This is a genomic window from Streptomyces exfoliatus, from assembly GCF_000725545.1.
Classification (GTDB): Bacteria; Actinomycetota; Actinomycetes; order Streptomycetales; family Streptomycetaceae; genus Streptomyces; species Streptomyces exfoliatus.
On sequence record NZ_JNZP01000020.1, the window covers coordinates 149,241 to 167,584 of the forward strand.

Annotated in this window: 21 protein-coding genes; 12 read left to right on the plus strand and 9 right to left on the minus strand. The window is 71.9% G+C overall.

Features of this window, described 5'->3' with window-relative positions; all coding sequences use genetic code 11:
- Positions 1-7 precede the first annotated feature (7 nt).
- Positions 8-535: a GbsR/MarR family transcriptional regulator gene (locus IO20_RS0124490; RefSeq protein ID WP_245685021.1), complete on the plus strand. Its 528-nt coding sequence runs from the start codon at positions 8-10 to the stop codon at positions 533-535.
- On the opposite strand, the gene IO20_RS0124495 is transcribed toward IO20_RS0124490, so the two are convergent.
- Both IO20_RS0124495 and IO20_RS0124500 read right to left on the minus strand, forming a co-directional pair.
- Positions 508-1,779 carry a hypothetical protein gene (locus tag IO20_RS0124495; protein WP_157850801.1) on the minus strand — a complete coding sequence of 424 codons (1,272 nt, stop codon included), beginning with the start codon at positions 1,777-1,779 and terminating at the stop codon, positions 508-510. The two genes, IO20_RS0124490 and IO20_RS0124495, sit on opposite strands and share 28 nt — an antisense overlap.
- A gap of 28 nt (positions 1,780-1,807) precedes the next feature.
- The gene (locus tag IO20_RS0124500; protein ID WP_030553140.1) at positions 1,808-2,617 is read right to left on the minus strand and encodes a diacylglycerol kinase family protein; all 810 of its coding nucleotides are present in this window, start codon (positions 2,615-2,617) and stop codon (positions 1,808-1,810) included.
- A 142-nt stretch (positions 2,618-2,759) separates the two neighbouring features.
- Here IO20_RS0124500 and IO20_RS0124505 point away from each other — a divergent pair, with 142 nt between their 5' ends.
- On the plus strand, positions 2,760-4,043 hold the full coding sequence (locus IO20_RS0124505; RefSeq protein ID WP_030209822.1) for an adenylosuccinate synthase: 1,284 nt from the start codon (positions 2,760-2,762) through the stop codon (positions 4,041-4,043).
- Positions 4,044-4,108: 65 nt separating this feature from the next.
- Here IO20_RS0124505 and IO20_RS0124510 read toward each other — a convergent pair whose 3' ends face one another.
- Positions 4,109-4,939, minus strand: coding sequence for an oxidoreductase (locus IO20_RS0124510; protein WP_030553138.1), 831 nt, complete (start codon positions 4,937-4,939; stop codon positions 4,109-4,111).
- A 102-nt stretch (positions 4,940-5,041) separates the two neighbouring features.
- Between IO20_RS0124510 and IO20_RS0124515 the strand changes: the two genes are divergently transcribed.
- From IO20_RS0124515 to IO20_RS0124525, 3 genes are all read left to right on the plus strand, one after another.
- A complete protein-coding gene (locus tag IO20_RS0124515) occupies positions 5,042-5,947 on the plus strand; it encodes a LysR family transcriptional regulator (protein ID WP_030553136.1) in 906 nt (301 codons plus the stop codon).
- A 75-nt stretch (positions 5,948-6,022) separates the two neighbouring features.
- On the plus strand, positions 6,023-6,607 hold the full coding sequence (locus tag IO20_RS0124520) for a DUF6232 family protein (RefSeq protein WP_030553134.1): 585 nt from the start codon (positions 6,023-6,025) through the stop codon (positions 6,605-6,607).
- Positions 6,604-6,966 (plus strand): hypothetical protein, encoded by a 363-nt coding sequence (locus tag IO20_RS0124525; RefSeq protein WP_030553132.1) that lies wholly within the window; start codon positions 6,604-6,606, stop codon positions 6,964-6,966. The genes IO20_RS0124520 and IO20_RS0124525 overlap by 4 nt, the downstream gene beginning before the upstream one ends.
- Positions 6,967-6,974: 8 nt before the next feature.
- Here IO20_RS0124525 and IO20_RS0124530 read toward each other — a convergent pair whose 3' ends face one another.
- Complete coding sequence (locus IO20_RS0124530) at positions 6,975-8,885, minus strand: serine/threonine-protein kinase (protein ID WP_030553130.1); 1,911 nt, start codon at positions 8,883-8,885, stop codon at positions 6,975-6,977.
- Positions 8,886-9,003: 118 nt separating this feature from the next.
- Positions 9,004-10,572: a substrate-binding domain-containing protein gene (locus tag IO20_RS0124535; RefSeq protein WP_030553128.1), complete on the minus strand. Its 1,569-nt coding sequence runs from the start codon at positions 10,570-10,572 to the stop codon at positions 9,004-9,006.
- Between the two features lie 196 nt (positions 10,573-10,768).
- Between IO20_RS0124535 and IO20_RS0124540 the strand changes: the two genes are divergently transcribed.
- Positions 10,769-11,710 (plus strand): NADP-dependent oxidoreductase, encoded by a 942-nt coding sequence (locus IO20_RS0124540; RefSeq protein WP_030553126.1) that lies wholly within the window; start codon positions 10,769-10,771, stop codon positions 11,708-11,710.
- Positions 11,711-11,937: 227 nt separating this feature from the next.
- Positions 11,938-12,828: a glycoside hydrolase family 19 protein gene (locus IO20_RS0124545; protein ID WP_030553125.1), complete on the plus strand. Its 891-nt coding sequence runs from the start codon at positions 11,938-11,940 to the stop codon at positions 12,826-12,828.
- Here the strand turns inward: IO20_RS0124545 and IO20_RS0124550 are convergent, their stop codons facing one another.
- Complete coding sequence (locus tag IO20_RS0124550; RefSeq protein ID WP_030553123.1) at positions 12,829-13,017, minus strand: DUF397 domain-containing protein; 189 nt, start codon at positions 13,015-13,017, stop codon at positions 12,829-12,831.
- A complete protein-coding gene (locus tag IO20_RS0124555) occupies positions 13,014-13,850 on the minus strand; it encodes a helix-turn-helix domain-containing protein (protein WP_030553121.1) in 837 nt (278 codons plus the stop codon). Before IO20_RS0124555 ends, IO20_RS0124550 begins: the two co-directional genes overlap by 4 nt.
- Before the next feature lie 157 nt (positions 13,851-14,007).
- On the opposite strand from IO20_RS0124555, the gene IO20_RS0124560 reads away from it, so the two are divergent.
- The 4 genes from IO20_RS0124560 (at position 14,008) to IO20_RS0124575 (ending at position 15,715) form a co-directional block, all read left to right on the plus strand.
- Positions 14,008-14,424, plus strand: coding sequence for a hypothetical protein (locus tag IO20_RS0124560; protein WP_030553119.1), 417 nt, complete (start codon positions 14,008-14,010; stop codon positions 14,422-14,424).
- Positions 14,425-14,509: 85 nt separating this feature from the next.
- Positions 14,510-15,010 (plus strand): VOC family protein, encoded by a 501-nt coding sequence (locus tag IO20_RS0124565; protein WP_030553117.1) that lies wholly within the window; start codon positions 14,510-14,512, stop codon positions 15,008-15,010.
- A 43-nt stretch (positions 15,011-15,053) separates the two neighbouring features.
- Positions 15,054-15,320 carry a hypothetical protein gene (locus tag IO20_RS0124570; protein ID WP_030553116.1) on the plus strand — a complete coding sequence of 89 codons (267 nt, stop codon included), beginning with the start codon at positions 15,054-15,056 and terminating at the stop codon, positions 15,318-15,320.
- Positions 15,317-15,715, plus strand: coding sequence for a type II toxin-antitoxin system VapC family toxin (locus IO20_RS0124575; RefSeq protein ID WP_030553115.1), 399 nt, complete (start codon positions 15,317-15,319; stop codon positions 15,713-15,715). The genes IO20_RS0124570 and IO20_RS0124575 overlap by 4 nt, the downstream gene beginning before the upstream one ends.
- 25 nt (positions 15,716-15,740) lie before the next feature.
- Here IO20_RS0124575 and IO20_RS0124580 read toward each other — a convergent pair whose 3' ends face one another.
- Both IO20_RS0124580 and IO20_RS0124585 read right to left on the minus strand, forming a co-directional pair.
- The gene (locus IO20_RS0124580) at positions 15,741-16,214 is read right to left on the minus strand and encodes a MarR family winged helix-turn-helix transcriptional regulator (RefSeq protein ID WP_030553114.1); all 474 of its coding nucleotides are present in this window, start codon (positions 16,212-16,214) and stop codon (positions 15,741-15,743) included.
- Positions 16,211-16,816, minus strand: a complete 606-nt coding sequence (locus IO20_RS0124585) for a DJ-1/PfpI family protein (protein ID WP_030553113.1) — start codon at positions 16,814-16,816, stop codon at positions 16,211-16,213. Before IO20_RS0124585 ends, IO20_RS0124580 begins: the two co-directional genes overlap by 4 nt.
- 134 nt (positions 16,817-16,950) lie before the next feature.
- Here IO20_RS0124585 and IO20_RS0124590 point away from each other — a divergent pair, with 134 nt between their 5' ends.
- Positions 16,951-18,315 (plus strand): aspartate aminotransferase family protein, encoded by a 1,365-nt coding sequence (locus tag IO20_RS0124590; protein WP_030553112.1) that lies wholly within the window; start codon positions 16,951-16,953, stop codon positions 18,313-18,315.
- Positions 18,316-18,344 lie beyond the last annotated feature (29 nt).

The window sequence follows — 18,344 nt, forward strand, 5'->3', positions numbered from 1 at the left end:
GAGCGGCATGAGCACCCCCGAAGGCACCACTGCGCGGGCCCGGGCCACCGAGGAGGCCCAGGACGCCGCCTCCCGCTTCGTCGAGCGCTTCGCCGCCGAGATGACCGAGGCCGGCATGCAGCGCATGGCCTCACGCGTCTTCGCGGCCCTCCTCGCCTCCGAGACCGCCTCCATGACCTCCGCCGAACTCGCCGAACAGCTCAAGATCAGCCCGGCGGCCGTCTCCGGCGCGATCCGCTACCTCAGTCAGGTCAGCATGGTCAGCCGCGAACGCGAGCCGGGTACCCGGCGCGAGCGGTACGTCCTCCACAACGAGCTCTGGTACGAGACCTTCACCCGCCGCGACCAGGTCCTCTCCCGCTGGGAGAAGGTCCTCAGAGAGGGCGCGGAGACGCTCGGCCCGGACACGGCGGCGGGCGCGCGCACCGCCGAGACGGCCGACTTCTTCGCGTTCCTCCAGCGCGAGATACTGCAGGTCATGGACCGCTGGAGCGCCCACAAGGCGGCTCAGAAGGCGGCGACGTCCTCCTCCTGAGGCGGCGCGAGCCACTGCGCCACCTCGGCGAACTCCGCCGTGCCCGCCTCCAGGTACGGCTCCCGCGGCCACAGCACCCGGCCGCCGGACCGGGCGACCACGAGGGGCCGCCCGTGCGCGTCCACGTCGAGCCATCCGTGCAGCTCGACCTCCCCGGCGGGCTCGCCCGGCGCGGAGGACCGCAGCAGCGGCAGGGCGCCCTCGGGCTGCTCTTCCGGCCCGCCGTGCGGCGCGAAGACGAGGAGGACGGGGCTCCCGCTGTACGGGTCGGCCAGCACCACGTACCGCTTGGGTACGGCCACGGGCGCGGTCGCCGTGCGGGCGAGGAGCCGGGCGGCGGACACGCCCGACGTCAGTAGCCGGAACACGTTGATGCAGGCCCCCGCGGCCATGAAGAGGCCGAAGACGCCGAGCATCCCCACGTCCTCGCCGCCGAGCCAGGTGACACCGAGCAGGGCGGCCGAGACGGCGCAGGTTCCCGCGGTCCACGAGAGCCCCGAGATCTCCCGCAGCCCCCGCACCCGCCACCAGGCCACGGCCCGGACGTCCGGCTCGGGACGGTTCCCACGGCGCCGCCGAAGCTTCGCCGCGACCGTCCACCGCCGGGGCTTCGCAGAGACCGCCTGCCGCCGGGCCGCCTCGGCCAGGGCCGCGTACGGGAGGGCGGGAGAGGTGGCCGCCGGGAGCGGCATCCCGATCGCCGGGCGCTCCGCGAGGCCCCGCAGCTCCGCGAGGGCCACGGCCCTGCGACGGGCCCCGGTCCTCCGTACGGGCCGGGTCCAGACCAGCTCGCCCCCGCCCGGCGGGGCGATCACCCCGCCGCCGCGCGGGTCGCCGCACCACCACAGGACCCCGTCGGGGCCGGGCTCCACGCGCGCGTACCGCTCCTTCGCGGCGACCACCTGCCGGGGCAGCAGCACGCCGGGTTCCGGACCGGCCAGGACCACCACGCCCTTGGGCAGGGCCACCACGGCGTGCGCCGACCAGTCCCCGGCGCCCAGGACCCGCCGCATCCGGCGGGCGAAGCGCTGCGCGCCGAGGCCGAGCAGCAGCGCGAAGGCGCCGCCGGCCAGCGGGTACGGCAGGATCTCCGGGACCCAGCCGGCGGCGGGGGAGTCCGCCGACAGCACGCCCAGGGCCACGCCCGCGGCGAGGACGGCGGCGCCGGCCTTCACCCACAGGGCGGCCCTCCGCCGGTACCGGTCCAGTGCCTCGGCCGTTCCGGCCCGCTCCAACGCGCTCATCCGCCCCCCAGGTCGTCTGCGAGGAACCTTAGGACGCGGCCCGCGGCAGCGTCAGCCCCCAGGCTCCCTCCCGTACCGTCCACGTCCGTCGCCGCACCGGTCCCGTCAGGCGGCCGTCCGCGCGGTAGCGGAAGTCCGGGCCCGAGACCGTGAGGATGCGGGCCGTGGTGTGGCGGGGCGGGGCGGCCGAGGGGTGGACGGTCACCTCGGCCGTTCCGGCGACCGAGCGGACCGTCAGGCTCTCCAGCGGGGTGTCGACGTCGCTGAGCAGCACCCCGTCCGCCTCCACCCGCAGCCGGTGGGTGCGGACCGCGAGGGCCGTCGGGGCCGGGCGCACCAGCGTGCGGACCAGGGAGCGGCAGGTGCCCCAGACCGACGGGCCCGGGGACAGGGCGGCGTCGGCCGGTACGCCGGGGATGCGGAGGTCGCCGAGGACGACCCCGTCGCTGTCGTCGACGAGCAGGTCGAGGCGCTGAACCGTTCCGGCAAGGACCGCGCGCGCCGCCGCGGGCGTGGAGCGCGGCACGCCGAGCGCGTGCGCGATTTCCAAGGCGTCGGGGGAGCCGATCGGGACGAGGGACAGGACGCCGTCGGCGAGGCCCCGCTCCCGGTGCAGCAGGGCCACCGTGCGCAGCAGCGCGCGGTCGTCGCCGAGCACCACGGGGCGCCGGGAGCCGCGCCGGGCCAGGGCGCGGGAGAATTCCTCCGGGCTGTCCGGCAGGCAGATCTTCGTCTCCGCGCCCGCGGACAGGACATCTTTCGCGATCCGCACGGACTCGCCGTCACTTCGGCGGGCGACCGGGTCGACGATGACCAGCAGCTGGTCGTGATCCGACACCTCGGTCCTTCCTCGGGTAGCATCTTTGTGCAAGAGCCCCTTGCGCTATTGCGCCAGGGGCTTCGTCTATTCCGGGGCACACCGGTGAGGCGGCCTCGGCCCCTGACCTTGGACATGCCCCACCCGGAAGGGGTGTACGCCTGTGCCCGCACTTGTGCTGCTCGGTGCTCAGTGGGGTGACGAGGGCAAGGGGAAGGCCACCGACCTCCTCGGTGGCTCTGTGGACTACGTGGTGCGTTACCAGGGCGGCAACAATGCCGGCCACACGGTCGTCGTAGGCGACCAGAAGTACGCGCTCCACCTCCTCCCTTCCGGAATCCTGTCGCCGGGGTGTACCCCGGTGATCGGTAACGGTGTCGTCGTCGACCCGGCGGTCCTGCTCTCCGAGCTGAGCGGGCTGAACGAGCGCGGCGTGGACACGTCCAAGCTCCTGATCAGCGGCAACGCTCACCTGATCACTCCGTACAACGTCACCCTCGACAAGGTGACGGAACGGTTCCTCGGTAAGCGCAAGATCGGCACCACGGGCCGCGGCATCGGCCCGACCTACGCCGACAAGATCAACCGCGTCGGCATCCGCGTCCAGGACCTCTACGACGAGTCGATCCTGAACCAGAAGGTCGAGGCGGCGCTCGAGGGCAAGAACCAGCTGCTGGCCAAGCTCTACAACCGCCGCGCGATCGACGCCGCCCAGATCGTCGAGGAGATGCTCCAGTACGCGGAGCAGATCAAGCCGTTCGTCGCGGACACCACGCTGATCCTCAACAACGCGCTCGACGAGGACAAGGTCGTGCTCTTCGAGGGCGGCCAGGGCACCCTCCTGGACGTGGACCACGGCACGTACCCCTTCGTCACCTCCTCGAACCCGACCGCGGGCGGCGCCTGCACGGGTGCGGGTGTCGGCCCGACGAAGATCAGCCGCGTCATCGGCATCCTCAAGGCGTACACGACCCGCGTCGGCGCCGGCCCGTTCCCGACGGAGCTGTTCGACGCGGACGGCGAGGCGCTGCGGCGCATCGGCGGCGAGCGCGGTGTGACCACCGGCCGTGACCGTCGCTGCGGCTGGTTCGACGCGGTCATCGCGCGCTACGCGACCCGGGTCAACGGCCTGACCGACTTCTTCCTCACCAAGCTCGACGTCCTCACGGGCTGGGAGCAGATCCCGGTCTGCGTCGCGTACGAGATCGACGGCAAGCGCGTCGAGGAGCTGCCCTACTCGCAGACCGACTTCCACCACGCGAAGCCGATCTACGAAATGCTGCCGGGCTGGTCCGAGGACATCACCAAGGCCAAGACCTTCGCCGACCTGCCGAAGAACGCGCAGGCGTACGTGAAGGCCCTGGAGGAGATGTCGGGCGCCCCGATCTCCGCGATCGGCGTCGGCCCCGGCCGCACCGAGACGATCGAGATCAACTCGTTCCTGTAGGAGCGCGCACGACGAAGGGCCCGCACACCGGCGACGAACCGGGTTGCGGGCCCTTCGCCATGCCGTCAGTCGTCCAGCTTCGTGTCCCGGCCGACCTTCTCCCACGCCGCCAGGTCGCCGCGGACCATCTCCAGGTGCGTCAGGATCGTGTCGATCGAGTCGTCGCCGAGGGCGAGCCGCAGCGGCGTCTCCTCCGCGTTCAGCGCCGCCAGGACCGCCGCCGCGGCCTTCGCCGGGTCCCCGGCCTGCGTGCCGCCGCCCGTCTCCACGAAGGCCCGCGTCGCGCCCACCGTGTCCGCGTAGTCGGCGACGCCGTCCCCGCTCAGGCTGTGGTTGCCGAACAGGCTCGTGCGGAAGGCGCCCGGCTCCACGATCAGGACGTCGATGCCCAGCGGGCGGACCTCCGCAGCCAGCGCCTCGGACATGCCCTCCAGGGCGAACTTGGTCGCGCTGTAGGCGCCGAAGCCGGCCATCGACGCCTGGCCGCCGACGCTGCTGAGCTGCACGATCGCGCCCGAACGGCGGGCCCGCATGTGCGGCAGGACGGCCCGGGTGAGGGCGGCCGGGCCGAAGACGTGCAGGTCGAAGAGGGAGCGCAGCTCGGCGTCGGAGGTCTCCTCGGCCGAACCGACGTGGGTGCGGCCCGCGTTGTTCACGAGGACGTCGATACGGCCGTGCCGGGCCGCGACGTCCCGTACGACCGCGTCGATCGCCGCCGTGTCGGTCACGTCGAGGGCGACGGCCTCGACCTGGTCGGGGTGGGCGGCGACCAGGTCGTCCAGGGTCCCGATCCGGCGGGCGGCGGCGACGACCACGTCACCGGCCGCGACGGCCGCCTCGGTGAAGGCGCGCCCGAAACCGCTGTTCGCGCCCGTGATCAGCCAGACCTTGCTCATGTCCCTGCTCCCTCGCTCGTACCGGTCGGTGCTCAACCAGCATGTGAGCGAGGGGCGTTGGCCGTCCAAGATCTGTCGTGATAACCCATGGGCATGACCGCCATGACCACGGACGTGCACGGACGGGACCTGCGGTACTTCGTCGCCGTCGCCGAGGAGCTCCACTTCACGAGGGCCGCCGAGAGGATGTACGTCTCGCAGCCCGCGCTCAGCAAGCAGATACGGGCCCTGGAGAGGCAGTTGGGCGCCCCTCTCTTCGACCGCGACCGGCAGGGCGTTGCCCTCACCGCCGCCGGTAAGGCCCTGCTGCCGCACGCCCGGGCCGTGCTCGCCGCCTGGGACGAGGGCCACGAGGCCGTACGGCGCGCCCGGGAGGCCGCCGACGCCACCCTGGTCATCGGCATGAGTACGAGTCCCGGGCGCGGCGGGCTGCTGCCCGCGATCCGCTCCCGCCTCACCGAGGCCCACCCGGAGGCCCGGCTCACGCTGCGCCAGGTGGCCTGGGACGACCCGACGGCCGGCCTCGCCGACGGCACCACCGACGTCGCCTTCGTCTGGCTGCCGCTGGCCGGAGCGGACCGCTTCCGCTGGGTCGTCGTGGCCGCCGAGCCCCGGCTCGTCGCCCTCTCGGAGGCCCATCCGCTGGCCGCCCGCGAGAGCCTGGACTTCGTCGACCTCCTCGACGAGCCGTTCCTGGCGCTGCCCGACATCGGCCCCGAACTGCGGGACCACTGGCTGGCGTTGGACTGCCGGGGCGGACGCCCGCCGGTCATCGGCGCCGTGATCGGCGGGGTGGACGAGACGTACGAAGCCCTCGTCGGCGGCCTCGGCATCTGCCTGGTCGCGAAGGGAAACGTGCCGCTGCTCGCCCGCGAGGGCGTCGCGATCCGGCCCGTCAGCGGCGTCACCCCCAGCCACCTGGCCCTGGCGTGGCGGGCCGACGACCCCCGCCCCCTGGTCCGCTCCTGCGTCCGCGCGGCGGCCGAAGTCGTAGCACCGGAGTCCTGAACTCGCCTTGTCAGTCACAGGAGTTGGGTGCCTAATGGGTCCTCCGTCGCACGCTGGACCACGTCAGGGGGAACCATGGCACCGGCAGGCCCACTCGTACCGCCCGTTCCGCCCCCGCCGCCCTCGTACCCGCCCGAGGAGCCCGGGGCCGACATCAGCAAGGTCGACGTGAGCGTCAGCGGGCGGCTCCTGTGGGTGAACATGGCCTGCTACCCGCTGCGGAGCATCGCGCGGGTGCGGACGCACGAGGTGGCCCCCGACCGGGGCAAGGCGTTCACGCGGTTCCTCAAGTGGCTCGGCTTCGTCCTGGTGGTCCTCGCCGTGTCCAACGCCTTCAGGGACGAGGGAGCCGCGCAGACCGGAGTGATGCTGGGCGTGCTCGTCCTGGGCTACGCCGTGGTCGACCTGACGGTCGTCCTCCTCGGGTCCTCGTACTCCGTCCTGGTCGTCGAGACCACCGGCCTGGCGAAGGCCGTGCTCGTCAGCAAGAGCGGTGTCGTGCTCGCGGAGCTCGTCGAGAAGATCGCCCACGCGATCGAGAACCCGGAGGCCGACTTCCGCATGCGGATCGACAGCCTGACGATCAACCACAAGAACTACGACTTCGGCGACAAGGTCAACATCAACGGCGGCACCGGGAACGTGGGGATCACCAAATGACGGCAGGGGACCACTTCCACGGCGACGTGGTGCACATGAACCAGACCACGGACAGCGTCGGCATCGACAAGCGCACGATGGCCGCCGGCCCGCCTCCCACCACACCCCCGGACCTCGAACAGGCCCTGGCGACCCTGCTGCCACTCCTCCAGGAACTCCGTCGGCAACTGGGCCAGGAAGCCCGCCCCCTCGCCGTACGGACGGTCGAGGCGGCGGAGGCGGACATCACCGCCACCGCCGAGCCGGAGACCTGCCGCACGGCCCTGGAGCGGATCGGCGGAATCGCCGAGACGGCGGGCCCGGCCGGCGCCGCCGTACTCGCCGTGATCCACCAGATCCTGACACTGCTGGGAGGCTAGGACACCCCCTACGACCGGTAGTAGTCGTTCGGTTCGCCGTCCAGCATCGGGTAGACCCGGAGCCGGTCCTTGCCGTTCAGCTTGTCGACGACCAGGTAGCGGGAGAGGCCCTCCTGGCATTCGCGGTCCCAGGCGGCGGCGTCCCGGGTGGCGGGGCCGACGACCAGCAGGTTGCCCACGCCCGCGAGGACCGACGTGGTGGCGCAGGACCAGTCCTCGTCGGTGGTCACGCCGTCGACGGTGCGCGGATAGCCGTCGAGGGTGCTCATCACCGGGGAGCCGACGGGACCCTGGGTGATGGTCACCCGTGAGGTGTAGCGGTCGTCGCTGTCGCCGTAGATCTCCGGCGCGGGGACCCGCGACCAGGTGCCCAGGAACTTGGCGGGGACGACCTCGGTGCCGGTGGGGGCCTTGCGGAAGGTGGCCTTCGCGGTGCCGGAGGTCCATTCCAGGACGTCGGGGGAGCGGAGGGTGAGGGTCTGGTGGGCGGCGGGGACGCAGCGTTCGGCGGGCACGCTGGTCGTCACGTCGGACTCGCCGAGGACGACCTTGTCCTCGTCGGCGGAGACGAGCCGGGAGCGGCCCATGCACAGGCGGTTCTCCGCGACCTGGACGTAGACGGCGTTCTTGGCACCGGCCGCGCCCTGGCTGATCTCGATCCTGGTGGTCTCCCTGGGGTCGAAGGGGGAGCCCTGCAGGACGCCCTCCCAGGCGCCGAGGAACGCGGCCGGGACGATGCCGGAGGGGCGGGCGGAGACGTTGCCCGTGCCGCCGCGCGCCTTGTCCTTCTGCCCGTCGGCGCCGGTGCCGAAGTCGGGCCAGAAGGTGTACGTGAGCCCCGCCACGGCCGCCACCGCGAGGGCGGGGACGCCGGCGATCAGGGCGGCACGGCGACGCCGGGGCGCGGGGGCCGGCGCCGAGGGCTGGGTGGCCGGCAGCGGCGTCGGCGGCGTCGGGTCCCCGGACCCGAGACCGACGGCCCCCGCTTCGGAACCGACGGCCCCCGGTCCGACGGGATCGGTGCCCTTCGGCTCCGCCTCCAGGAGCCGGGCCGCGTGCCGGCCGAGCCGGGCCAGGACATCCGCGGGGAGCCAGGCGTCCGGCACCGGCAGGGTCTCGGCGATCTCGGCGGCCGAGGGGCGGCTCGCCGCGTCCTTGGCGAGGCAGGCCCGGATCAGACCGGACAGCTCGGGCGGGAGATCCGTCAGGTCGGGTTCGTCGTGGGCGATGCGGAACATGGTGGCGTGGACGCCGCTGTCCGCCGTACCGAAGGGGGAACGGCCGGTGGCCGCGTACACGAGGACCGAGCCGAGGCAGAAGACGTCCGACGCGGGCGTGAGGTGATCGCCGCGCACCTGCTCGGGCGACATGAACCCGGGGGAGCCGACCACGGCGCCCGTGGTGGTCAGTCCGCCGCCTTCGGCGATCGTGTCGACGGCGCGGGCGATGCCGAAGTCGATGATCCGGGGCCCGTCGACGGTGAGCAGGACGTTCGACGGCTTGAGGTCGCGGTGGACGAGCCCGGCGGCGTGGATGTGGACGAGGGCGCGGGCGAGCCCGCCGGCCAGCGCCTTCACGCTCGCGGGCGGCAGCGGCCCGAACTCGTCGCCGACCACCGTCCGCAGGGACGGCCCCGGTACATAGCCGATGGCCACCCACGGCGACTCGGCGGTGGTGTCGGAGCCGAGCACGGGCGCCGTGCCCGTCCCGCCGACCCGTTCGAGGGAGTGGACCTCGCGGGCGAACCGGCGCCGGAACTCGTCCTGGGCGGCCAGCTCGGCGTGCACCACCTTCACGGCGACGGTCCGGCCGCCCGCCGAACGCGCCAGGAACACCCGGCCCATCCCGCCGACCCCGAGGCGGCCGAGCAGACGGAACGGGCCGATGCTGACCGGGTCTTCCGGGTTCAATGGCTCCACGGCGACGAGCATGCCAGACCGCGCGTCAGCCGTCTCCGCCGCTCCTCGGAGCGCCCCTGACAACCGGCCGTCACCCGTCTCCGCCGCTCCTCGGAGCGACGCCTCTGACGACCGCGCGTCAGCCGTCCCCGCAGACCTTCAGGCCCTTGGGCGTCGCGCAGGGCAGATGGCCGTGGGTGAGGATGACGTCCTGGCCGCTGCCACGGATCAGGTAGTTCAGGAAGCTGGAGGTCAGCGAGTCGGCCGGCGGCTGTCCCCACGTGTAGGCGTACTCGATCTCCCGGTACGGATAGCTCGACTCGCCGATCTCCTCGACGACGGGCCTGCGCCCGTCGATGGCGACCCTGTGCAGCCCCTTCAGGTCGCTGCCGCTGCGCAGTTCGGTGTAGCCGATGGCGCCGGGGAGCTTGGCGACGGCCGACAGGACCTGCTCGGTGGAGTCGAGTTCGCAGCGGACCACCGTCGACGCGGGGTCGTCGAGGGACTCGCAGTTGAGGGAGGAGTTGGCCAGTTCGTTGCGGTCGAGGACCCGGCGCTGGAACACCTCCCTGGTACCGGAGTTGGCGTCCCTGCTGATGAGCCGGACCGGCTGGTCGACGCCGGGCGCCAGCTCGTTCCAGTTGGTGATCTCGCCCCGGTAGAGGCGGCGGATCTGGTCCAGGGTGAGGCTCTCCACGGGTATCCCGTCGTTGAGGACGAGGGTGAAGAGGGAGACCGCGACCATGCTCTCCCGCAGCTGCGGATAGCCGCTCGGCTTGGGCCCGTCGGAGAGGGCGATGACGGCGGGCGAGCCCTTGGACGCCTTCGTCCCGGCCGTCTCCAGCTGCCGTATCCCGGAGGTCGAGCCGTGCGCGTTCACGTGCACCGTGGAGCCCGCGCAGTCCTTCTCGTACTTCTTCGCGAGCTCCCGTACGACCGGCGCGAAGGCGGTCGACCCGGTGACGGTGAGCGTGCCCTTGGCGCAGCCGATGGGCGGCGGGGTCTGCTCGCGGACGATGATCACGGCGAGGGCGATCACGCAGAGGCTGAGGGCGACGGTGACGGTCCTGGCGGCCCGGCTGAAGACGGGCGGCTTGTCGTCGGGGGTCGTGCTGCGGTTGAGGTGGACGACCCCCTCGGCGACGTTGCCGTGAACCGAGACGGGGCTGCCGATGGGCCCGCCGGTGAGCAGGACGAGCAGTTTGTAGTGGGCGCCCCGGTTGAGCGGCACCTTGGGCAGGACGAGGGAGGTGGCGCCGACCTGCGGCTGCCAGGCGGCGTCGAAGTGGGTCAGGAGCCCGGGGTGGTCGGGGGCGGTCACGACGATCGCCTTCATGTGCCGCCGTCTGGCGGCGTCCTCCGTGCTGCCGAACACCACGGTGAGTCCGGTGTTGCCGCCGTCCGTGTAGTGGTCGCCGCTGACGGCCAGGCCGCCGTCGTTCTCGATGCGGAGCAGGACGATGGTGGCGTTGGCCTCGGCGAGCTCCTGGTCGGTGACGAAGAGCCCGCGCCGCACGGTCGCGCCGGGGCCGGTCAGGACGCTGGTGTGGGCGGCCCCCGCGCCGATGGCCGTGTCGAGCTGGACGCGGTAGCCGATCCGGCGCTGGCGCGGGACCCACCGTTCGATCCCGATGGCGACGATCGACACGAGGACGCCCATGAGCGCGGTGCCCACGGCGATGAGGTTCTCAGCGGTCAGCCAGTCCACCCGCGCGACGGTACGGACCTGTGTGCGGTTACGGGAGGTACGTCGCTTCCCGCCACCTGGAGTTCGTCCTTCCTTCAACCGGTCCCGGGGAGACCCGCCGGTCGCGGCCGGTCCCGGCCGGTCCCTCCGGGGTTGCCGGGGGTGGGGAGCGTGGGTGTAATGGCCACGAGGGGGCCTTCCGTCTGAGGAGAACCCCATGCGTGTCGTCGAAGTGACCGCCTACGGCGGACCCGAGGTCCTCAGAATGGCCCGCCGGCCAGAGCCGGAGGCCGGGGACGTCCCCGGGCGGGTCCGGGTCAGGCTGAAGGCGGCCGGAGTGAACCAGGCCGACCTGCGGATCCGGGCGGGCCGCTACGCCGACGCGGTCGGCGACCTCAGGCCCCCCTTCGTCATCGGGACGGACTTCGCGGGCAGGCTGCTCGATCCCGTGCCCGGGATGGCGGAGGGCACCCGGGTGGCCGGTTACATCCCCTGGTACGACGAGCTGACGGGCGAGGGCACCTACGCGGAGGTCGTACGGGTCGCCCCCGAGTGGCTGGCCCCGATCCCGGACGACGTGGAATTCACCGTGGCCGCGTCCGTTCCCCTGGCGTCGGCGACCGCCCAGCAGGGCCTGGACCGGCTCCGGCTCCAGGAGGGCGCGACGCTCCTCGTGACGGGGGCGAGTGCCGTGGTGGGCCGGCTGGCGGTGCAGTACGCCCACGCCGCCGGGCTGCGGGTGGTGGCCGTCGCCCACGAGGGCGACGAGCACGAACTGAGGATCCTCGGCGCGGACCACGTCGTCACCCGCGGTCCCGCGGAGGAGGTGGCCGCGCGGGTGGTCGAGGGCGACCCGTACCGGGTGGACGCGATCTTCGACGGAGGGCTCGTCGGCGAGGGGCTCCTCCGGGTCGTGAAGGACGGCGGCGTCTTCGTCGCCCTCGCCCCCGACCGGGTCCCGGCCGGGGAGCGGAACATCCGCGTCGAGACCGTCCGGGCCAGGCCCGACGCTGCCCGCCTGAAGGAGACCCTGGAGAAGGTGGCGAACCGCGAGCTCATCACCCGGGTGGCCGACGTCATGCCCCTGGAGGAGGTCGCGGAGGCCCACCGCCGGGCGGAGGCGGGCCACAGGCCTGGCCGGATCGTGCTGCTGATCTGAAGAAGGCTTTGGGACGAAGCCGCGCGTGACTGAAAGACGGTCACGCGCGGCTTTGTCGTGTCCGGCTCCCCGTAGTCGGTCGGTCCGTCGGTCCGGCTCCCCGTAGTCGGTCCGTCGGTCCTTCGGTCCGTCCGTCACGGTTTCTGGTCTAGACCTTGACAGGTTCAGACCAATCGCGCTTCGCTGTGGGCTTCCCCCACCCGGTCCCCACCCGGAAGGAAGCACGCATGCTGCGCAAGCTGCTCACCCTGATGGCCGCGCTCTGTACGGCCGTCGGAATCGCCGTACTCCTCCCCACCGCCTCCGCCGGAGCCGCCCCCGCCTGCGTGGGCGCCTGGAGCTCCGGCAGCGTCTACACCGGCGGCATGACCGCCTCGTACAACGGCCACAACTGGTACGCGAAGTGGTGGACGCAGAACGAGCGCCCCGGCACCACCGACGTCTGGCGCGACGAGGGCGTCTGCGGCACGGGCGGCGGCGGTGGCACCCCGGACCCGTCCGGATTCGTCGTCTCCGAGGCCCAGTTCAACCAGATGTTCCCGAACCGGAACCCCTTCTACACGTACGCGGGCCTCACCGCCGCCCTGAAGTCGTACCCCGCCTTCGCCACCACCGGCGGCGAGACGGTCAAGCGCCAGGAGGCCGCGGCCTTCCTCGCGAACGTCTCCCACGAGACCGGCGGCCTGGTCCACATCGTGGAGCAGAACACCGCCAACTACCCGCACTACTGCGACTGGGGCCAGCCCTACGGCTGCCCCGCCGGCCAGGCCGCTTACTACGGCCGCGGCCCCATCCAGCTCTCCTGGAACTTCAACTACAAGGCGGCGGGTGAGGCCCTCGGCATCGACCTGCTCAACAACCCCTGGCGGGTCGAGCGCGAACCGGCCGTGGCCATGATGACGGGCCTCTGGTACTGGAACACCCAGAACGGTCCGGGCACGATGACCGCCCACAACGCCATGGTCAACGGCGCGGGCTTCGGCCAGACCATCCGCTCCATCAACGGCTCGCTGGAGTGCGACGGAAAGAACCCGGCCCAGGTCCAGAGCCGGGTCACCAAGTACCAGCAGTTCACCCAGATCCTGGGCGTCCCCACCGGGGCGAACCTGTACTGCTGATCAGCCCTGCCAGCCGAGGAACGAGGTCCAGGCGGCGGGCCCTACGACGAACGTGGGCCCGTCACCGACCTTGGAGTCACGGAGGTGGACGGCGCGGGGGGCGGCGACCTGGTCGAAGGCCACTTCGACGCAGTCCCCACCGCCGCTGTCGCTGTAGCTGGACTTGAACCACTGCAGGGTGTCGTTCATCTCCGTACTCCCGCCAACTCCTCGATGAGACCCAGCGACCTGCGCGGATCCAGGGCCTGTGCCCGGATCTTCGCATACCGCTGTGTATAGGTACTGACCTTCCTTCGGTCGGTGATCAGCAGGCTCTCGCCCTGGATCTCCAGGAAGGCCACGTGGTCATGGGCCGGGGTCTCGACGAGGTTCATCATTCCTCGATCGCCCGCGTACTCACCCCCCAACCCCGCATCCAGCGGCAGCACCTGCAGGTTCACGTTCCTTCTCCGCGCGCACTCCGCCAGGTACTCCAGCTGCTCCCGCATGACCTCCTCGCTCCCGATCGGGCGCCGCAGCACCGACTCGTCGAGGATCACCTCGATCTCGCACACCACCTTCCGGTCGAAGAGCGCCTTGCGGGCCATCCGTGCGAGGACCAGCTCCTCCACCCGTTCCGGAGTCGGCTCCGGGTGGCCGCCCGCGATCAGCGCCCGCGCGTACGCCTCCGTCTGGAAGAGGCCGTGGACGACGTGGTTCGCGTACAGCCACAGCGCCACCGCCTTCTGTTCGATCGGCGCGTACCCGCGGAACTGCTCCGGCAGCTTCTCCAGCCGTACGAGCTCCCGCATCTCCTCGAAGATGCCCGTTCCGCCGCCGAGGACGCGTTCGAGCTGGACGAGCATGTCGTCGCTCACCGGGTGCAGGAGCCGTTCCATGGCGCTGATCGCCGCACCGGTGAAGCCCATCTGGGTGCCCAGTTGTTCCTGTGTCAGGCCCTTCTTCATGCGCAGTCTCTTTGCCACTGCCGCTGCCATCCTGGCCGCAGGGCCTACTGTTTCCTTGTTCTCTTCTCGCGCCATTCGCGGTCCCCATTCGGACTCAACCGATCTCAACCGGTCTCAACTGCTCCCCGCCGAATTCAACTGCTCTCAAGGTGCGTTGACGCAGGTCGAGGGGATACCGACGCACCGTCAGCAGTCGTGGAAAACGCTAGCGCCGACGCGGGAGCATGTCCCCGTGAATGAAGAGAATCGGGAAGTACATGTGAATTGGATCCCACTCTCCGGATTCCAACTCCGTAAGGCCGGAGTGCAATTCGACGCCGTCCGGGTGGACGGCGACGAGGGGCGCCGGCTGGCCGACTGGATGGAGGTGCTCACGGGAGGCGACCCTGGCCCGGTCGTCATCGAGGCGAGCGGCCGGCGAGGGGTCTACTTCCTCGTCCCGCCGGGGTCGACGGCGCGTCGGCCGTGGCCGCGCGGGGTGACGAGGTTCAACGCGGGCCCCGCGCACGTCAGCTTCGTGCCCGTGCCCGCGCTGTCCGGCCGCACCTGGCCCCTGTCCTGGCGGTGCCCGCCGACGGCCGCCGACCGGTTCGTGCATCCGCTGCTGCTGCGGAGCGCGGTGAGCGAGCTGTTCAGCGGCGTGTCGTGACGACCCGGGTGGTGATCGGCGCCCTCGGCGCGCCCCCGCGCATATAGGCCGTGGTCCGACCTACTTGCTGCCTAGCCTCGGCCCCATGAGCGACGTCAAGGCCGTCCCCGACGGCTACACCACCATCACGCCCTGGGTCATCGGCAGCGACACCGCCGGGCTCATCGACTACCTGGAGCGGGCCTTCGGTGCCGAGGAGCTGGGGCGGTTCGTCATGGAGGACGGCACCATCGGGCACGCGGAGCTGCGGATCGGGACCGGGCGGATCATGGCCTTCGACAGCCCGCCCGGCTGGGGGCCGACGCCGGCCTTCGTGCGGCTGTACGTGGAGGACGCCAGGGCCGTGCACCGGCGGGCGGTCGAGGCGGGCGGGACGTCCGTCACCGAGGTGACGCACCTGTTCTTCGGCGACGAGGTCGGTCGGGTCCGCGACCCGTACGGGAACCTCTGGTGGATCCAGACCCACATCGAGGACGTCTCCGAGGAGGAGATGGCACGGCGGCTGGGCGACCCCGGGTTCACCCGAGCGATGGAGTACGTGTCGGGGGCACTGAAGGGCGGCCCTGACGGGCCGCTCGCCCCCTAGGGGGTGTCTTGCGGCCCACCTGCGTGCATGCAACCATGCATGCATGGTGGCATTGCAGATTCGTGACGTGCCCGAGGACATGCGTGACCGGCTCGCGGCCATAGCGGGCGAGCGCGGTCAGTCGTTGCAGGCGTACCTCTTCGACGTGCTGGCCGACGAAGTGCGGCGCCGTGACAACCTGGCCGTCCTGGAGGGGTTCTCCGCCGGCCGGTTCAAGGCGCGGCTCGACACCGCCGATGTGCTGGACGCCCTGCGGGCGGGGCGCGAGGAGCGTGACGCCGCCCTCGGCGTGCCAGGGAGCGACGAGTGATCGTCGTCGACGCCTCCGTCTTCGCGTTCTCGCTGCTCGACGAGGGGACGGCCGGGGGTCGGTGCCGCGCCGCGCTCGCCGCCGACAGCAGATGGATCGCGCCGGAGCACTGGACGATCGAGGTGCTCTCGGTGATCCGGGGCAATCTGCTCGGCGGGAAGATCTCCAAGGCGCACGCCGAGGATGCCGTCGCCGCCCTCGCGAAGCTGGAGCCGGTCGTTCCGCTGTCCCGCGTGCTCCTGCCGCGCATCTGGGAACTGCGGGGGAACCTCACCACGTACGACGCGGCCTACGTCGCGGCGGCGGAGGCGTACGGCTGTGCGCTGGTCACCGCGGACGGCCGCCTGGCCCGCGCCTCCGGCATCCGCTGCCCGGTGGACGTGATCGGCGGCTGACCGGCCCGGCGCTCCGGCAGGTCACTTACTGGTGACCCGCCTGGGCGGCCTCCCCCGCCTCCACCGCCTCCATCGCCGCCGACAGCCGTTCAAGCACCCGTACCGTCTCGTCGAAGGCCTCCTGGCCGCCCAGCGCGTCCCTCAGGCGGGCGGCGAGTTCCGCGTGGCCGGGGTCGATGCGGCGGATCGCCGTCCGGCCGGCCTCCGTGGGGGTGAGGAGCTTGGCGCGACGATGGGCCGGGTTCGGCTCGTAGGCGGCCAGGCCCTCCCGTACGAGCAGGTCCGCGATCCGCTGGACGCTCTGCCGGGTGATGCCCATGGCGCGGGCGATCCCGGCGACCGGCAGGGGTTCGCGGAGCACGGCTCCGAGGACCTGCCACCAGGCGGCGGTGAGGCCCGCCGGTTCGGCCAGCTTCTCGGAGACGGCGAGGAACTGGCCGTTGAGCCGGAAGACGCCGAGGGCCGTGCGGGAGAGGGCGTCCTGCTGGGCGCGGCTCACGCGTTGAGCTCCTCGAAGGCCGCCGGGTCCGAGTCGTGGAAGAGCCGGAACCAGGCGTCCCTCTTGCCCTCGTACGCGCCGAGCCGGGCGAAGATCTCGCGGGCGAAGGCGACGGGTTCGGTCGGGCCCGCCGTGATGAGGTCGCCGTCGCGGACCGCGTCCGCGTCGACGTAGTGCTCGCCGCCCTTGTAGCCGGTGGCGGCCAGGTAGAAGGAGACGGCGCTGGTGTGCGGGATGTCGTCGAGCAGGCCCTCCCTGGCGAGTCCCGCCGTGGCGCCGCAGATCGCGGCGACCGGGACCCCGGCGTCGAGGAAGGCGCGGGCCTTCGCGGTGAAGGGGGCGAGTTCGTCGCCCTCGTCGTACTTCTCGGCGCCCGGGAGGATCAGCAGGGCGCTGTCCTCGGGACGGAGGTCGGCGAGCGCGAGGTCCGGCACGATCCGGATGCCCGCGAGGGTCGTGACGGGCTCCCCGGCGACCGGGCCTACGGTCCTGATCGTGTATCCGGCGCGGGCGAGCCAGGCGGTGGCGTGTCCGGTCTCCCAGTCGGCGAGGGTGTCGTAGACGGCGAGGTGGACGGTCGTGGTCTCAGTCTCGGTTCCCATGACAGAAGGCTGTCATTTCGACAGCAAGCTGTCAAGAGGGGGTGGTGGGTGGAACAACGTGTCGCGTCCGCCCCGGTCTCGGTGGACAAGATGGCCATGGCCCGCCCCACCTGCGGTTCCTTACCCTCGACCCCATGACCCCTCATGTCATCGAACCCGATCCGCAGGCCGGCGCAGCCGTCAAGGCAGCCGACCGCGCGCACGTCTTCCACTCCTGGTCCGCCCAGGGCCTGATCGACCCGCTCGCCGTCGCCGGCGCCGAGGGTTCGTACTTCTGGGACTACGACGGAAACCGCTACCTCGACTTCACCAGCGGCCTCGTCTACACGAACATCGGCTACCAGCACCCCAAGGTCGTGGCCGCGATCCAGGAGCAGGCCGGGAAGCTCACCACCTTCGCGCCCGCCTTCGCCATCGACGTCCGCTCCGAGGCCGCACGCCTCATCGCCGAGCGCACCCCGGGCGACCTGGACAAGATCTTCTTCACCAACGGCGGCGCCGAGGCCGTCGAGAACGCCGTCCGCATGGCCCGGCTGCACACCGGCCGTACGAAGGTGCTCTCCGCCTACCGCTCGTACCACGGCGCCACCTCGACCGCGATCAACCTGACCGGCGACCCGCGCCGCTGGGCCTCCGACAACGGCTCCGCCGGCGTCGTGCGCTTCTGGGCGCCCTTCCTCTACCGCTCGCCCTTCTACGCCACCACCGAGGCGGAGGAGAGCGCACGGGCCCTCCAGCACCTGGAGGACACGATCGCCTTCGAGGGTCCGGCGACGATCGCCGCGATCATCCTGGAGACCGTGCCCGGCACCGCCGGCATCATGACCCCGCCGCCCGGCTACCTCGCCGGCGTCCGCGAGATCTGCGACAGGTACGGCATCGTCTTCGTCCTGGACGAGGTCATGGCCGGCTTCGGCCGCACCGGCAAGTGGTTCGCCGCCGAGCACTTCGACGTCGTGCCCGACCTGATGACCTTCGCCAAGGGCGTGAACTCCGGCTACGTGCCCCTCGGCGGCGTCGCCATCAACGCCGAGATCGCCGCCACCTTCGACAAGCGCCCCTACCCGGGCGGACTGACCTACTCCGGTCACCCGCTCGCCTGCGCCGCCGCCGTCGCCACCATCCAGGTGATGGAGGACGAGAAGGTCGTCGAGAACGCCGCCCACATCGGCGAGACCGTCCTCGGCCCCGGCCTGCGCGAGCTCGCCGAGCGCCACCCGTCCGTCGGCGAGGTCCGCGGCATGGGCGTCTTCTGGGCGCTCGACCTGGTCAAGAACCGGGAGACGCGCGAGCCGCTCGTCCCGTACAACGCGGCCGGCGAGGCCAACGCCCCCATGGCCGCCTTCGGCGCGGCGGCGAAGAAGAACGGCCTGTGGCCCTTCGTCAACATGAACCGCACCCACGCCGTTCCCGCCTGCAACGTCTCCGAGGCCGAGGCCAAGGAGGGCCTCGCGGCCCTCGACGCGGCCCTCACGGTCGCCGACGAGCACACCGCGTAACCGCAGTACGGGGAGGTTCCCTCCGTCTG

What these genes read in the sequence shown, in the direction of transcription:
- IO20_RS0124590 (WP_030553112.1), top strand. Translation starts at nt 16,951, where the DNA reads ATGACCCCTCATGTCATCGAACCCGATCCGCAGGCCGGCGCAGCCGTC.
- IO20_RS0124555 (WP_030553121.1), bottom strand. Translation starts at nt 13,850, where the DNA reads ATGGCGCGAGAAGAGAACAAGGAAACAGTAGGCCCTGCGGCCAGGATG.
- IO20_RS0124585 (WP_030553113.1), bottom strand. Translation starts at nt 16,816, where the DNA reads ATGGGAACCGAGACTGAGACCACGACCGTCCACCTCGCCGTCTACGAC.
- IO20_RS0124525 (WP_030553132.1), top strand. Translation starts at nt 6,604, where the DNA reads ATGACGGCAGGGGACCACTTCCACGGCGACGTGGTGCACATGAACCAG.
- IO20_RS0124515 (WP_030553136.1), top strand. Translation starts at nt 5,042, where the DNA reads ATGACCACGGACGTGCACGGACGGGACCTGCGGTACTTCGTCGCCGTC.
- IO20_RS0124545 (WP_030553125.1), top strand. Translation starts at nt 11,938, where the DNA reads ATGCTGCGCAAGCTGCTCACCCTGATGGCCGCGCTCTGTACGGCCGTC.
- IO20_RS0124570 (WP_030553116.1), top strand. Translation starts at nt 15,054, where the DNA reads ATGGTGGCATTGCAGATTCGTGACGTGCCCGAGGACATGCGTGACCGG.
- IO20_RS0124510 (WP_030553138.1), bottom strand. Translation starts at nt 4,939, where the DNA reads ATGAGCAAGGTCTGGCTGATCACGGGCGCGAACAGCGGTTTCGGGCGC.
- IO20_RS0124520 (WP_030553134.1), top strand. Translation starts at nt 6,023, where the DNA reads ATGGCACCGGCAGGCCCACTCGTACCGCCCGTTCCGCCCCCGCCGCCC.
- IO20_RS0124565 (WP_030553117.1), top strand. Translation starts at nt 14,510, where the DNA reads ATGAGCGACGTCAAGGCCGTCCCCGACGGCTACACCACCATCACGCCC.
- IO20_RS0124490 (WP_245685021.1), top strand. Translation starts at nt 8, where the DNA reads ATGAGCACCCCCGAAGGCACCACTGCGCGGGCCCGGGCCACCGAGGAG.
- IO20_RS0124540 (WP_030553126.1), top strand. Translation starts at nt 10,769, where the DNA reads ATGCGTGTCGTCGAAGTGACCGCCTACGGCGGACCCGAGGTCCTCAGA.
- IO20_RS0124550 (WP_030553123.1), bottom strand. Translation starts at nt 13,017, where the DNA reads ATGAACGACACCCTGCAGTGGTTCAAGTCCAGCTACAGCGACAGCGGC.
- IO20_RS0124495 (WP_157850801.1), bottom strand. Translation starts at nt 1,779, where the DNA reads ATGAGCGCGTTGGAGCGGGCCGGAACGGCCGAGGCACTGGACCGGTAC.